At 65.8% G+C, this 14721-nt stretch carries 11 protein-coding genes; 2 read left to right on the top strand and 9 right to left on the bottom strand.

The genetic code is table 11. The annotated features are described in order from the left end of the window. The 9 genes from gyrA to dusB form a co-directional block, all read right to left on the bottom strand. On the bottom strand, positions 1-2154 hold a 2154-nt coding region (gene gyrA / locus DYI24_RS08960; protein WP_164572038.1), incomplete at its 3' end, for a DNA gyrase subunit A. A gap of 202 nt (positions 2155-2356) precedes the next feature. Then, complete coding sequence (gene hflX / locus DYI24_RS08965) at positions 2357-3727, bottom strand: GTPase HflX (RefSeq protein ID WP_164572039.1); 1371 nt, start codon at positions 3725-3727, stop codon at positions 2357-2359. Between the two features lie 11 nt (positions 3728-3738). After that, entirely contained in the window at positions 3739-3987 is a 249-nt protein-coding gene (gene hfq / locus DYI24_RS08970; protein WP_011158147.1) for an RNA chaperone Hfq, read from the bottom strand. A 180-nt stretch (positions 3988-4167) separates the two neighbouring features. Next, a complete protein-coding gene (locus DYI24_RS08975) occupies positions 4168-5025 on the bottom strand; it encodes a D-amino-acid transaminase (protein WP_164572040.1) in 858 nt (285 codons plus the stop codon). A gap of 39 nt (positions 5026-5064) precedes the next feature. After that, a complete protein-coding gene (ntrX, locus tag DYI24_RS08980) occupies positions 5065-6432 on the bottom strand; it encodes a nitrogen assimilation response regulator NtrX (RefSeq protein ID WP_107344571.1) in 1368 nt (455 codons plus the stop codon). A 16-nt stretch (positions 6433-6448) separates the two neighbouring features. Next, entirely contained in the window at positions 6449-8740 is a 2292-nt protein-coding gene (locus tag DYI24_RS08985) for a sensor histidine kinase NtrY-like (protein WP_164572041.1), read from the bottom strand. A gap of 159 nt (positions 8741-8899) precedes the next feature. Beyond that, on the bottom strand, positions 8900-10342 hold the full coding sequence (ntrC, locus tag DYI24_RS08990) for a nitrogen regulation protein NR(I) (protein WP_107344569.1): 1443 nt from the start codon (positions 10340-10342) through the stop codon (positions 8900-8902). Between the two features lie 9 nt (positions 10343-10351). Next, positions 10352-11524, bottom strand: coding sequence for a two-component system sensor histidine kinase NtrB (locus DYI24_RS08995; RefSeq protein ID WP_011158142.1), 1173 nt, complete (start codon positions 11522-11524; stop codon positions 10352-10354). Beyond that, on the bottom strand, positions 11521-12522 hold the full coding sequence (gene dusB / locus DYI24_RS09000) for a tRNA dihydrouridine synthase DusB (RefSeq protein WP_164572042.1): 1002 nt from the start codon (positions 12520-12522) through the stop codon (positions 11521-11523). Before dusB ends, DYI24_RS08995 begins: the two co-directional genes overlap by 4 nt. A gap of 273 nt (positions 12523-12795) precedes the next feature. On the opposite strand from dusB, the gene DYI24_RS09005 reads away from it, so the two are divergent. Together DYI24_RS09005 and DYI24_RS09010 are read left to right on the top strand one after the other, a co-directional pair. After that, on the top strand, positions 12796-13992 hold the full coding sequence (locus tag DYI24_RS09005; protein WP_164572043.1) for a bifunctional 2-C-methyl-D-erythritol 4-phosphate cytidylyltransferase/2-C-methyl-D-erythritol 2,4-cyclodiphosphate synthase: 1197 nt from the start codon (positions 12796-12798) through the stop codon (positions 13990-13992). A 2-nt stretch (positions 13993-13994) separates the two neighbouring features. Beyond that, entirely contained in the window at positions 13995-14615 is a 621-nt protein-coding gene (locus tag DYI24_RS09010; protein ID WP_107344566.1) for a CinA family protein, read from the top strand. The last annotated feature ends 106 nt before the right edge of the window (positions 14616-14721 follow it).

A 14721-nucleotide genomic window follows, 5' to 3' on the forward strand; every position in this document is an offset into this window, starting at 1 on the left:
GAACACGCGAACTTCCGGCACCGGGAAGCGGATGCACTGGCCGCCGGCGGCGGTCAGCAGCACGTCGTCGCGCTCGGTGCAGATCTGCACGTCGACGATCGCCTCGCCCTCGTCGAGCTTCATCGCGATGATGCCGGAGCGTCGGACGTCGACGAAGTCGGACAGCTTGTTGCGGCGGACGTTGCCGCCGGTGGTGGCGAACATCACGTCGAGCTCGCTCCACGAGGCTTCGTCTTCCGGCAGCGGCATGATCGTGGTGATGCGCTCGCCCTGCTCCAGCGGCAGGATGTTGATCAGCGCCTTGCCACGGCCGTTCGGCGGCGCCAGCGGCAACCGCCAGACCTTCTCCTTGTAGACCTGGCCGCGCGACGAGAAGAACAGCACCGGTGTGTGCGTCGAGGCGACGAACAGCCGCGAGACGAAATCCTCCTCGCGGGTGGCCATGCCGGAGCGGCCCTTGCCGCCGCGGCGCTGCGCCCGATAGGTCGACAGCGGCACCCGCTTGACGTAGCCGGCGTGCGACACGGTCACCACCATGTCCTCGCGCTGGATCAGGTCTTCGTCTTCGACCTCGCCTTCCTGCTCGACGATCTCGGTCCGGCGCGGCGTTGCGAACTCGGCCTTGACCTCGCCGAGCTCGGTCTTGACGATCGACTGCACCCGCGCCCGCGAACGCAGGATTTCCAGATAGTCAGCGATTTCGACCGCGAGCTTGTCGAGCTCTTCGGAAATCTCTTCGCGTCCCAGCGCGGTGAGGCGCTGCAGCCGCAGATCGAGGATCGCTTTGGCCTGTTCGAACGACAGCCGCGCGGTGCCGTCCTCGTTGAGCTTGTGGCGCGGATCGTCGATCAGCGTGATCATCGCCGCGACATCGGCCGCCGGCCAGTCGCGCGACATCAGGGTCTCGCGCGCCGTGTTCGGATCGGGCGAATTACGGATCACGCGAATGATCTCGTCGATATTCGCAACCGCGATCGCGAGGCCGACCAAGATGTGGGCGCGATCGCGCGCCTTGTTCAGCAGGAATTTGGTGCGGCGGGTGACGACCTGTTCGCGGAACGCGACGAAGACCGTCAGCAGATCCTTCAGGTTCATCAGCTGCGGCCGGCCGCCTTCCAGCGCCACCATGTTGGCGCCGAAATTGGTCTGCAGCGGTGTGAACTTGTAGAGCTGGTTGAGCACGACCTCCGGCACCGCGTCGCGGCGCAGCTCGATCACCACGCGGAAACCGTCGCGGTCGGATTCGTCGCGCAGATCGCCGATGCCTTCGATCTTCTTCTCGCGCACCAGCTCGGCGATGCGCTCGACCATCGTGGCCTTGTTCACCTGATACGGAATCTCGGTGACGATGATCGCTTCACGGTCCTTGCGGACGGTCTCGATCTCGACCTTGCCACGCATCACGATCGAGCCACGGCCGGTCTGATAGGCGGCGCGGATGCCGGCGCGGCCGAGAATGATGCCGCCGGTCGGGAAGTCCGGACCCGGCACGATCTTGTTGAGATCGTCGATCGACAGCGCCGGATCGTCGATCAGCGCGATACAGGCGTCGATCACCTCGCCGAGATTGTGCGGCGGGATGTTGGTCGCCATGCCGACCGCGATGCCGCCAGCGCCGTTCACCAACAGGTTCGGGAACTTGGCCGGAAGAACCTGCGGCTCCCTCTCCGAATTGTCGTAGTTCGGCTGGAAGTCGACGGTGTCCTTGTCGATATCGTCGAGCAGCGTCTGCGCGATCTTGGTCAGGCGGGATTCGGTGTACCGCATCGCCGCCGGCATATCGCCGTCGACCGAACCGAAATTGCCCTGACCGTCGATCAGCGGCACGCGCATCGAGAAGTTCTGCGCCATGCGGACCAGCGCGTCGTACACCGACTGGTCGCCGTGCGGGTGATACTTACCGATGACGTCGCCGACCGTGCGCGCCGACTTGCGATACGGCTTGTTCCACTCGAAGCCGTTCTCGTACATCCCGTAGAGGATACGGCGATGCACCGGCTTCAACCCGTCGCGCGCATCCGGCAGCGCTCGCGCCACGATCACGCTCATCGCGTAATCGAGATAGCTGCGCTTCATCTCGTCGAGAATGGATACGGGGCGAATATCCGAGGGCGCCAGCGGCTCCCCGGGCTTCTCGTCGTCTTTGTCGGACAAGGGTGAATTCCGGTCAGAATCTGATCGGATCCGTATAGCGTATCGGGGTGTTGTGAACCACCCTTTCGGACGCGGTTTTCAAAGGTTTTTCCGCTCGTTTTTCCAAAGACTTACGGGGCGTTTTCGACGGCCGCGAAAAGCCTTCGCGAAAGGCGCCGAAATTGCCGCGACCGGCGCTTTCGCAAAGCGCTGATTCGCGCCCTCAATCCGGCCGCGGCACCGCGCCGAAACGGTCGATCACGACGTCGCGCTTGTTGTCTTCGACCCGCACCGTCATGGCGTAACGGCCGTCGACCAGATCCTTCGCCAGCACCTCGGTATTGCGATGGAGCCAGCTCACCCCGGCCCCGTCCGCCGCATCGATTGACAGATCGAGCACGGTGCGGGTGGCCGCCAGGCGCTGCTCGATCGCCAGCAGAAGGTCATCGACGCCCTCACCGCTCACCGCAGACACCAAGAGGCACGGATGATCCTCGGGCCGGCGCGCCGCGATGTTCTTCAGCTCGTCGCGCTGCTCGGGCTCGAAGCGGTCGATCTTATTCCAGACTTCGACAATTCGGCCGCTCGCCGCATCGACGCCGAGCTGGCGCAGCACGTTGTCGACGTCGTGCTGCTGCGCTTCGGCATCCTCGTGGCTGATGTCGCGGACGTGCAGGATCAGATCGGCTTCCAGCACCTCTTCCAGCGTCGCCCGGAATGCGGCCACGAGCTGGGTCGGCAGATTGGAGATGAAGCCGACAGTGTCGGACAGCATCGCCTTGCCGCCATGCGGCAGCTGGATCGCGCGCAGCGTCGGGTCGAGCGTTGCGAACAGCATGTCGGCCGCCTGCACGTCGGCCCGCGTCAGACGGTTGAACAGCGTCGACTTGCCGGCGTTGGTGTAGCCGACCAGCGCGACCACACGATACGGCACGCGCTGCCGGCCGGCGCGATGCAGCCGCCGCGTCGCCTGCACCTTCTTCAGCTCGGCCTCGAGCTTGGTGATGCGCTCGCCGATCAGCCGGCGGTCGGCCTCGATCTGGGTCTCGCCAGGGCCGCCCATGAAGCCGAAGCCGCCGCGCTGGCGCTCGAGGTGGGTCCACGAGCGCACCAAGCGCGAGCGCTGATAGTTGAGATGCGCCAATTCGACCTGAAGCGTGCCTTCGCGGGTCTTGGCGCGGCGCCCGAAGATTTCCAGGATCAGGCCGGTGCGATCGAGCACCTTGGCGTTCCAGGCCTTCTCCAGGTTGCGCTGCTGGATCGGCGACAGCGCGCAATCCATCACCACGAGGTCGGCTTCGTGCGCGGCAATCAGCCCGACGATCTCTTCGACCTTGCCCTTGCCGAGATAGGTCGCGGGACGAATCTGGCTGATCGGCGTGAGCACCGCCTCGACGACGTCGAGGTCGATGGCGCGCGCAAGACCCGCAGCTTCATCGAGCCGCGCGTCGTTGTCGCGGACAGCCGTATCCGCGGCGTCCGGATCGCCCCGGCGCGCGCGCAAATACGGACCGACAACGATGACTCGTCCGGTCTCTCCGCCCTGCCCCGATCGCGGACGATCGGCGCCCTCGTCAATGCTGCGGGGTTCCAATCAGGCCCGCCTCAAGCTGGCGAGTCCTCGCCGCTTTCGAACAGCTGGATCGGCGCCCCCGGCATGATCGTCGAGATCGCGTGTTTGTAGACGAGCTGCGAATGACCGTCGCGCCGCAACAAAAGGCAAAAATTATCGAACCAGGTGACAATACCCTGCAACTTCACCCCGTTGACCAGAAAGATCGTCAGGGGAGTCTTTGTCTTGCGTACGTGGTTGAGGAAAGTGTCTTGAAGGTTTTGTGCGCGGTCTGCCGCCATTTTTTATCCCGCAATTGGTTTTGTCTTTTCTTGCCGGTGCGCGTCTCTCTATCGGAGCTCCACCCCGGTTGCCGACTCCTCCGAGATCCCCCTCCGGAAGCCGACATCCGATTAGAGGGTAGGCATGGCTTTTAAGCAAGCAACTAAAACCCCGAGTGGATGCTCCCCGCGCCGCAAAGCTTAAGAAAACACCGCAAATCGGTGAAACTGCTCTCTTAGACGTTTGGCCAATGCGCCCGGCTTGCCGTCGCCAATCGCCTGCCCGTCGATCGCCACCACCGGCATCACGATCTGGCTGGACGCGGTGACGAACGCCTCGGCGGCACCCGCGGCCTCAGCCGGCGTGAACGGCCGCTCCTCGAACCGAACCTGCAGCGCTTCGAACGCATCCATCAGAACCGCACGGGTGACGCCGGGGAGAATGCCGGCCTCGGCCGAGCGGGTCACCACCCGGCCCTCCTTGGTGACGATCCAGGCGTTGCTGGAGGAGCCTTCGGTGACATAACCGTCGCGGTCGACGTACCACGCCTCATAGGCGCCGGCCTCGCGCGCCGCCTGCTTGGCCAGCACGTTCGGTAGCAGCGCCGTCGACTTGATATCGACCCGCGACCAGCGGTTCTCCGGCAGCGTGATCACCTTGATGCCGTGAGCGGCGTTGGCCTGCCCCTTGGCCGGATCGAGGCTGCGCGCCGTCACCACCACGGCGGGCTTCACCGACGCGGCCGGAAAGCCGTGATCGCGCCGCGCCACACCGCGCGTAACTTGCAGGTAGACGATGCCGTAATTCACCCGGTTGCGCCGCACCACTTCGTGCATCACGACCGACAAGGCCGCGAGCGGCATCGGCTCCTTGATCCGCAATTCGCCGAGCGAACGCTGCAGCCGAGCCAGGTGCCGCGGCATGTCGATCAGCTTGCCGCCGTGCACTTCACAGACCTCATAGACGCCGTCGGCGAACTGATAGCCGCGATCTTCGATGTTCACGCTCGCATCGCGCATGTCGAGATAACGGCCGTTGACATAGGCGATGCGCGACATCGATTGAATCCAGGTCTGAGATATGAATGGAAGGACGACTTAGCCGACGCCGAGCGCCTTGAGCTTGCGGTGCAACGCCGAGCGCTCCATGCCGACGAATTCGGCGGTGCGCGAGATGTTGCCGGAGAACCGGCTGATCTGCGCGATCAGATAATCGCGCTCGAACGCCTCGCGGGCCTCGCGCAGCGGCAGGCCCATGATGTGCTCGCCGTTATTGCCGGTCGGCATCGTCGGCACCATCGAGCCGACATCCTGCGGCAGCATGTCGGCGGTGATCACCGCATCCGGGCCGCCGCCGGCCAGAATCATCAGCCGCTCGACGTTGTTGCGGAGCTGGCGGACATTGCCGGGCCAGACATGCGATTGCAGCACCGCCATCGCGTCCTGGCCGATCTGCCGGCGCGGCAGGCCGGTCGCCGCCGAGATCTGCTCCATGAAGTACTCGATCAGTTCCGGAATGTCGTCGCGGCGCTCGGACAGCGGCGGGACGCGGATCGGCACCACCGACAGCCGGTGATACAGATCTTCTCGGAAACGGCCGGCGGCGATTTCCTCTTCGAGGTTGCGCGCCGTCGACGAGATGATGCGGACGTCGACATTGACTTTGGTGGTGCCGCCGCAGCGCTGGAAAGTCTGCTCGACCAACACACGCAGAATCTTGTTCTGGGTCTCGCGCGGCATGTCGGCGATTTCGTCGATGAACAACGTGCCGCCGTGCGCTTCTTCGAGCGCGCCGGCCTTGCGCGAATGCTCGCCGTTGGCTTCGACGCCGAACAGCTCGATTTCCATTTTCTCCGGGGTGATCGCCGCGGCGTTGATCACCACGAACGGCCCCTCGGCGCGCGACGACGAATTGTGCAGCGTCCGCGCCGCCAGCTCCTTGCCGGCGCCGGACGGGCCGACGATCAGGATCCGGCTGTTGGCCTTGGCGGCGCGCTCGATGGTCTGGCGCAGCTGATTGATACAGGCGGAGCGGCCGACCAGCGTCGAGGCCGACGGCGCGAGCTGCTTCAGCTCGCGCACTTCGCGCTTCAGCCGCGAGGTTTCGAGCGCGCGCGTCGCCACCAGAATCAGCCGGTCGGATTTGAACGGCTTTTCGATAAAGTCGTAAGCACCACGCTTGATCGCCGCGACCGCGGTTTCGATGTTGCCATGGCCGGAGATCATCACCACCGGGACGTCGGTGTGATCTTTCTTGATCTGCTCCAGCAATTGCAGACCGTCGAGTTTGCTGCCCTGCAGCCAGATGTCGAGGAAGATCAGGTTCGGCCGCCGGTTGGCGATTTCGGCCAACGCCGAATCGCTGTCGCGCGCGGTGCGCGTGGAGAAACCTTCGTCCTCGAGAATACCGGCAACGAGATCGCGGATGTCCGCTTCATCGTCGACGATCAGAATATCATTCGCCATGGTCGCGCCTGTCGCTTTAGCTGCCGCTGGCAGCCGCTATCCTTGGTTCGTTCTCGGCCTGCTGTTTTGGTTCACCCGATCCGGGAGGTGATGCCGGCTGACCGGACATCGCGAATCGGAGGCGCATCCATGCACCGCGCTGGCCTGGACGAACGTGGGATGCGTCGTTGAGTTCAATGCCGCCGCCGTGGTCGACCAGCACGCGTCCGACGATCGCAAGACCGAGGCCGGTGCCTTTCTCACGGGTGGTGACGTAGGGTTCGAGCAGCCGCGAACGGCTTTCTTTGGGCAGACCGATGCCGTTGTCGATCACGTCGATCACGACGAAGTCGCCGTCGCGTGCCGCCACCACTTCGATCTTGCCCTTGCCGAGTTCTTCCTCGGGCACAGCCTCGATCGCCTCGGTGGCGTTCTTGATGATGTTGGTGAGCGCCTGCGAGATCAGGCGGCGGTCGAACCGCGCGTGCAGCGGCTCGTCCTGGATCTCCGTTTCGATGTCGACGTCGGGATGCCCGACGCGCATTAGGAACACCACCTGCCGCACGGTGTCGCCGACATCCTCGCCCTCGATCACCGGCTTCGGCATCCGGGCAAACCGCGAGAATTCGTCGACCATGCGCCGGATGTCGTCGACCTGACGGACGATGGTGTCGGTGCACTGCTCGAAGATGCTCTTGTCCTCGACGATCACCTTGCCGAACTTGCGCTTGATCCGCTCCGCAGAGAGCTGGATCGGCGTCAGCGGATTCTTGATCTCGTGCGCAATGCGGCGCGCGACGTCGCCCCAGGCCGAGGTGCGCTGAGCCGACACCAGCTCGGTGATGTCATCGAGCGTGATGATGTAGCTGTCGCTGGTGTGGCCGGTCTGCTCGGCGGTGACGCGGACGTTGAGGATGCGTTCGCGACCGTCGCGGATGATGGTGATCTGGCCCTGCACCAGGCGCTGCGATCCCTCGCGCGCATTGGCCATGATCTCGTCGAGCTCGGGGATGATCTCGGACAGCGGATGGCCGAGCGCTTCGGCCTCGGCGTGGCCGATCAGCTTCTCGGCCGAGCGGTTGAGGATGCCGATCGACAGCGAGCCATCGACGCCGATGATGCCGGCGCTGGCTGACGACAGCACCGCCTCGATGAAGCGGCGCCGGCTGTCGATCAGTTCGCTGGCGCTGACCAGTTCGTCGCGCTGGGTGCGCAGCTCCTGGGTCATCTTGTTGAAGGTCATGCCGAGCTGCGACAGGTCGCCCTCGGATTTCGACACCGGCACCTGGACGTGCAGGTCGCCGGTCGAGACCAGATGCGCTGCGCCCATCAGACGGCGGATCGGCGCCACCAGCCAGTTGGCGAAGTTCAGGCCGATCAGCACCGCCGACATCAGCACCGTAAGCGCGATCACGGTGAACATCAGCGCGAAAGCCACCTGAACGCCGAGCCGGCGCGCTTCGAGCTCGGAATATTCGGCGACGCTGGCCTGGGTCTGGCGCAACTGCGCCACGACGTGCGGATCGAGGAAGCGCGCGACGTACAGGAAGGTGTCTTCGAAGCCCTTCAGCCGGATCACCGCGGCGACGTAATTGGCCTCGATGAACACCGCGATCTGCGGTTCGGTGTCGTCGACGTTCTTCAGAAACTCCGGCGCCGGCACGTCGAAGTCGCGGCGGATGCCGTTCTGCGCCGCCTCCAGGATGTTGCGATCCTTGTCGATCAGCATCGCGCCCGGCAGGTTGCGGGTGGCCGCGTCGTTGGTCAGGAATTCGCGGAAGGATTTGCGGTCGAGGTCGAACAGCGCCCGGGCGTGCGAGATGTCGTTGGCCATGCCGAGGATGTCGCCGCGGATCAGCTGGCCGTGCTCGTGCAGATAGGCATTGGCGACGATCAGCGAGTTCTGGATCACGGCCCGGGTCGGGCCGGAGAACAGCCGGTCGAGGCCGCGGTCGAGCGTGACGTTGGCGACGATCGAGACCAGCACCGCCGGCAGCACCGCGATCACCGAAAACAGGCTGACGATCTGGATGTGCAGCCGCGACGCCGCCCGCCCCCGCCGGCGGGCCTGGACCACCTTCCAGACCTCGCGGGCGATGATGCCGAGCAGCAGCAGGATGGTGACGGCGTTGATCAGCAGGAAACTGACGACCACTTCCCGGGTCGGCGCGATCGGCGTCAGGCCGGTCAGGACGATGAAGGTCAGGAACGCCGAGAACAGCGCAATGCCGACCGCCATCGGGGCCAGCAGCTTGCGCCAGGTGCGCAGCCGCGGCTCGGCAATCGAGGGGTCGTCAACGGGTTGGGCCGACGTCTCTGCGCTGGTCATTCCGGCAATAATCATTGAATGCGTTCGGCCGCCGAATTGGGCAGACCGTGTGATGCATTCCTACAACAATGTTGCTCAATTGCGACAATATCGCGGCGCCTCGCCCGAGCCACCTCGGGCGAGTACGCGGTCCACAGCCGAAAAGCTTGCCCCGGCGTCTCAGCCGCCGGTGCGGTAGACCTGAATGTCGAGGTCGCGGATCTTCTTCCGCAGGGTGTTGCGGTTGAGCCCCAGCAAGTCAGCGGCCCGAATCTGGTTGCCGCGGGTCGCCGCAAGCGCGGCGGTGAGCAGCGGCACTTCGATCTCGCGCAGCACCCGGTGGTAGAGGCCGGGCGGCGGCACACCATTCGGGAAGCCCGAGAAGTGCGACGACAGATACATCTCGACCGCGCCGCCGAGGTTGTCGACGGTGTGCGGAGCGTTGCCGCCCGCGACCACCGGCGGCGGCGCCAATTCTCCGTCGATCACCGAGGCGGTGATCACCTCCTGCGGGTACAGCGCCGCCAGTCGGCGCGCGAGATTTTCGAGCTCGCGGACGTTGCCCGGCCAGCGATGCTGCTTCATCCGCTCCAGCGCCGCGGCGTCGAGCTTCTTGGCCGGCAGGCCGTCCTTCTCGGCCAGCGCAAAGAAGTGCCGGACCAGATCCGGCAGGTCCTCGATGTGCTCGCGCAGCGGCGGCAGCCGCAGCGGCACCACGTTGAGGCGGAAGAACAGGTCTTCGCGGAACAGGCCCTGCTGGATCAGGACGCGGAGGTCCTTGTTCGACGCCGCGACGATCCGGACGTCGGTCTTGATCGGGGTGCGGCCGCCGACCGTGGTGTATTCACCCTGCTGCAGCACGCGCAGCAACCGGGTCTGCGCCTCCATCGGCATGTCGCCGATTTCGTCGAGAAACAGCGTGCCGCCTTCGGCCTGCTCGAACCTGCCCGAGGCTCGGGTGTTGGCGCCGGTGAACGCGCCGCGCTCATGGCCGAACAATTCGGATTCGATCAGATCACGCGGGATCGCCGCCATGTTGACGGCCACGAACGGACCGTTGCGACGCTTGCCGTAGTCGTGCAGCGCCCGCGACACCAGCTCCTTGCCGGTGCCGGACTCGCCGGTGATCATCACCGTGAGGTCGGTCTGCATCAGGCGCGCCAGAACGCGATAGATTTCCTGCATCGCCGGCGAGCGGCCGACCAGCGGGATCGAGTCGAACTCGCCTTCATCGTTGGCGCTACTGATCCGCTCCTTCGGCTCGGCGAGCGCGCGGCCAACGATCGCGATCAGTTCCTTCAGGTCGAACGGCTTCGGCAGATATTCGTAGGCGCCCTTCTCCGATGCGCGGATCGCGGTCATGAAAGTGTTCTGCGCGCTCATCACGATGACCGGCAGGTTCGGGCGGAGCTTCTTGATCCGCGGCAGCAGATCGAATGCGTTCTCATCCGGCATCACTACGTCGGTGATCACCAGATCACCCTCGCCCTGGCTCACCCAACGCCACAGCGTCGCCGCGTTGCCGGTCAGCCGCACTTCGTAGCCGGCGCGCGATAGCGCTTGGTTGAGTACCGTGCGGATGGCGGTGTCGTCGTCCGCGACGAGAATACTACCTGCGGGCATTGGGAGTCCTCATCTTGCAGTCTGTGAGGCATCGGACGACGCCGGCGCGTCCTCGCCGTTCGGGGATTGAAGGGCCTTAGCGGTGTTGAACATCGGCATCAGCACCCGGAAGGTGGTTTTGCGCGGCTGCGATTCACACTCGATGATGCCGCCGTGATCGCCGACGATCTTCGCTACCAATGCAAGACCGAGGCCGGAGCCGGACGGCTTGGTGGTGACGAACGGATCGAACAGGTTCGGCAGCAGATCTTCGGGAACGCCGGGACCGTTGTCCCGCACGCAGAATTCCAGCGGCAGCGACACCCGCGTCTTCTTGCCCGGCACCGACAGCCGGACGCCGGGGCGGAACGCGGTGGTGAGTTGGATCTCGCCATCGGAGCCGAGATCGACCACAGCCTCGGCAGCGTTCTTCACCAGATTGAGGAACACCTGGATCAGTTGATCCTGATTGGCGAGCACCGGCGGCAGCGACGGGTCGTAGTCCTCGATGAACTTGATGTTGCGGGCAAAGCCCGACTGCGCCAGCCGCTTCACGTGATCCAGCACCGAGTGGATGTTCACCGGGCCGCGCGCGACCGGACGGTCGTCGCCGAACACTTCCATGCGGTCGACCAGCGTGACGATGCGGTCGGCTTCATCGCAGATCAGCCGGGTCAGCATCCGATCTTCGGCGGAGGCCTGCTGCTCCAGCAGTTGCGCCGCGCCGCGGATACCGGACAGCGGGTTCTTGATCTCATGCGCCAGCATGGCAGCGAGCGCGATCACCGAGCGCGCGGCGCTGCGATGCGTCAGCTGGCGGTCCATCTTGTCGGCGATGGTGCGCTCCTGCAGCATCACCACGATGTGGCCAGGCCGTTCGTTGAGCGGCGCGACGTGCAGATCGACCTGGCGGTCGGCACCGATCCGCGGGGTGCCGAGATCGACCTTGTATTCGTTGACCGGCGAATGCCCGACGCGAACCTGCTCGATCAGCGCCAGCAGCGGACTGCCGAATGGCACCAGATCGGTCAGCGACTGCCGCCGCAGCAACTGCGTTGAAATCTCAAAGAACGATTCCGCCGCCATGTTGGCGTCGACGATCTTGCCGTCCGGGCCGACCAGCAGCACGGGATTCGGCAGCGCGTTGAGGATCGCATCGCTGTCGGTCGGCTGCGCCCGGCGCGGTTCGACGATGGCGTTCATGCGGCGGCCCTCCAGGCGAAATCATCGTAGGCATCGGCGAGCGCGCTATGCACGCGGGCCGGATTCTCTTCGGTCAGGATCGTGGTGCGCCAGCTCTTCAGAACCGACGGCGGAGCGCCGGCGCTGGCAGCGGCCACCTCGAGCGACCAGCCGAGATGTTTGCGGGCGTGACGCAGCCCGATTTTGACGCCGTACAGCGCCAGAATGTCGTCGTAGAGCGTGCGCAAGTAATCGCGCTGCGCGGCGAGCGGAGGCTCGGCCTCAACCTGACCGGTGGTGAGCTGGCGCCCGACCTGCCCCGGCAGCCACGGCCGCCCCTGGGCGCCGCGCCCAATCATCACCGCGTCGGCTCCGGAGCGGTTCAACGCCTCGACCGCGCTGGCGTGGCCGGTGATGTCGCCGTTGACCACCAGCGGAATCGAGATCGCGTCGCGGACGGCGCGGACCGCGTTCCAATCGGCTTCGCCCTTGTAGAATTGCTGCCGGGTGCGGCCATGGACCGTGACGAGCTGCACCCCGGCGTCCTGCGCACGTCGCGCCAGCTCGGGCGCGTTGCGGGAGCGATCATCCCAGCCGAGCCGCATCTTCAGCGTCACTGGCACCCGCACCGCGCCAATCGTCGCCTCGATCAGCGTCAGCGCATGATCGAGATCGCGCATCAGCGCCGAGCCGGACAGGCCGCCGGTGACGTGCCGCGCCGGGCAGCCCATGTTGATGTCGATGATGTCGGCGCCGCCAGCTTCCGCGATCCGGGCGCCCTCGGCCATCCAGCGTGCCTCGCAGCCGGCAAGCTGGACAACGTGCGGCCCCTGCCCGACCTTGTCGCAGCGACGAACCGACATCCGGCGGCCGGCGACCAGGTCCTCGCTGGCGGTCATCTCCGACACCACCAGACCAGCGCCCAGCTCGGCAACTTGCCGGCGGAACGGCGCATCGGTAATGCCTGTCATCGGCGCCAAGAACACCGGATCAGGCACCGCAATATTGCCAATCCTCAAAGGCGGCGAACCTGTTACAGTCGGGCGCGTCACTCGTTGCTCATTTGGTAGCCAGCGCAGTTGCAGGCTCGGCTTCGCTCAATGTTTGAGCATTGTAGATCATTGCCTACAGTTTAGCCAATCATATCTGACATGCAAGTGCGTTGCAGCAATTGTCCCCGGCCGGCGGCGGCTGCGGCGATGGAATCATGCTGCTTTCCTGCTCCGGCATGGTAAGGGCTGTGCACCGGCGCGACCAGCGCAGGCCATCCCAATTCCGTATCAATTGATCCGATGCCGAACTCGCCCCGTACTGCTGCCATTATCGTCGCCGCCGGTCGCGGCCTGCGCGCCGGCGCGGGCGGTCCCAAGCAATACCGCACCCTCGCCGGACGGCCGGTGATCGCCCGGGCGATGGAGCCGTTCTGCACCCATCCGGGCGTGATGGCGGTGCAGCCGGTGACGAATCCCGACGACACCGAGATGTTCAACGCGGCGGTGGCCGGCCTGAATTTCCGCCCCGCGGTTGGCGGCGGCGCCACCCGGCAAGCCTCGGTGCGCGCCGGCCTGGAGGCTTTGGCCGAGCTGAAGCCCGATATCGTACTGATCCATGACGCCGCGCGCTGCTTCGTCACCCCGGAACTGATCTCCCGCGCCATCACCGCGGCAGGCACGACCGGCGCGGCGCTTCCTGTGGTCCCGGTGACTGACACCATCAAGCAGGTCGACGCCAACGGCGCGGTCGATGCGACGCCGGACCGCGCGGTGTTGCGGATCGCCCAGACCCCGCAGGCGTTCCGCTTCGATGTGATCCTCGACGCCCACCGCCGCGCGGCCTCTGGAGGCCGGCACGATTTCACCGACGACGCCGCGATCGCCGAATGGGCGGGATTGACGGTGTCGACCTTCGAGGGCGATGCTAACAACATGAAGATGACCACCCCGGAAGATTTCGCGCGCGAGGAAAGCCGGCTGATGGCCGCGCTCGGCGATATCCGCACCGGCACCGGCTACGACGTGCATGCGTTCGGCGAAGGCGATCACGTCTGGCTGTGTGGCCTGAAGGTGCCGCACACCCGTGGTTTCCTGGCGCATTCGGACGGCGACGTCGGCCTGCATGCGCTGGTCGACGCGATCCTCGGCGCGCTGGCGGATGGCGACATCGGCTCGCACTTCCCGCCGACCGATCCGCAGTGGAAGGGCGCGGCTTCCGACAAGTTCCTCAAATACGCGATCGACCGCGTCACCGCGCGCGGCGGCCGCGTCGCCAATCTCGAAGTGACGATGATCTGCGAGCGGCCGAAGATCGGCCCGCTGCGCGACGCGATGCGTCAGCGCATCGCCGAGATCACCGGCTTGCCGGTGTCGCGCGTCGCGGTGAAGGCCACCACCAGCGAGAAGCTCGGCTTCACCGGCCGTGAGGAAGGCATTGCGGCGACCGCATCCGCCACCATCCGGCTGCCCTGGGGCGCCGACGGACTGGCCGGCTGACGATGAGCAGCAACGACGCCCGCGCCCTCGCCCGCTCGTTGCTCGACCTCTGCCGTTCGCGGAAGCTGATGATCGCGACCGCCGAGTCCTGCACCGGCGGTTTGGTCGCCGGCGCGCTGACCGACATCCCCGGCTCGTCCGACGTGATCGACCGTGGCTTCGTCACCTATTCCAACGCCGCCAAGCATGACCTGCTCGGCGTCGAGAACGCCACGCTCACCACCTTCGGCGCCGTCAGCAAGGAAACCGCGATCGCGATGGCGGTCGGCGCGCTGGAGAATGCCGACGTCGATCTCGCGGTCTCGATCACCGGGATCGCCGGCCCCGGCGGCGCAACGCCCGGCAAGCCGGTCGGCCTGGTCCATTTCGCGGTCGCATCGCGCGACGGCCGGATCTCGCATCGCGAGCAACGCTTCGGCGCGATCGGCCGCAGCAACGTCCGCCAGCGCTCGGTGGTGGAAGCCCTGCGGATGCTGCTGGAACTCGCCCGCGGCCCGAAGCCGCCGACCAAGGCCAAGCGCGAAGTCGCCACCGGCGTCCACAAACGCGTCGCCCGCTCGCCCCGCCGCGTCGCCGCCAAGCGCCCGCAGCCGAAGCGGCCGGTGAAGCCGAAGAAAACTTAACGGCGGCTGCTATTCGTCAGGCCGGCATGAAGTGCACGGCGCGGCCCGATCATCGCCGTCACCCTCCGCGAAAGCGGAGGGCCCAGTATCCCAGAGCGCTCGTGAT

Source organism: Rhodopseudomonas sp. BR0C11, from assembly GCF_010820945.1.
Taxonomy (GTDB): domain Bacteria; phylum Pseudomonadota; class Alphaproteobacteria; order Rhizobiales; family Xanthobacteraceae; genus Rhodopseudomonas; species Rhodopseudomonas palustris_H.

Bases quoted from the DNA above. Each gene is read 5' to 3' on its own strand.
- hfq (WP_011158147.1), bottom strand. From the start codon at position 3,987: ATGGCGGCAGACCGCGCACAAAACCTTCAAGACACTTTCCTCAACCAC.
- DYI24_RS08975 (WP_164572040.1), bottom strand. From the start codon at position 5,025: ATGTCGCGCATCGCCTATGTCAACGGCCGTTATCTCGACATGCGCGAT.
- ntrX (WP_107344571.1), bottom strand. From the start codon at position 6,432: ATGGCGAATGATATTCTGATCGTCGACGATGAAGCGGACATCCGCGAT.
- DYI24_RS08985 (WP_164572041.1), bottom strand. From the start codon at position 8,740: ATGACCAGCGCAGAGACGTCGGCCCAACCCGTTGACGACCCCTCGATT.
- ntrC (WP_107344569.1), bottom strand. From the start codon at position 10,342: ATGCCCGCAGGTAGTATTCTCGTCGCGGACGACGACACCGCCATCCGC.
- DYI24_RS08995 (WP_011158142.1), bottom strand. From the start codon at position 11,524: ATGAACGCCATCGTCGAACCGCGCCGGGCGCAGCCGACCGACAGCGAT.
- DYI24_RS09005 (WP_164572043.1), top strand. From the start codon at position 12,796: ATGCCGAACTCGCCCCGTACTGCTGCCATTATCGTCGCCGCCGGTCGC.
- DYI24_RS09010 (WP_107344566.1), top strand. From the start codon at position 13,995: ATGAGCAGCAACGACGCCCGCGCCCTCGCCCGCTCGTTGCTCGACCTC.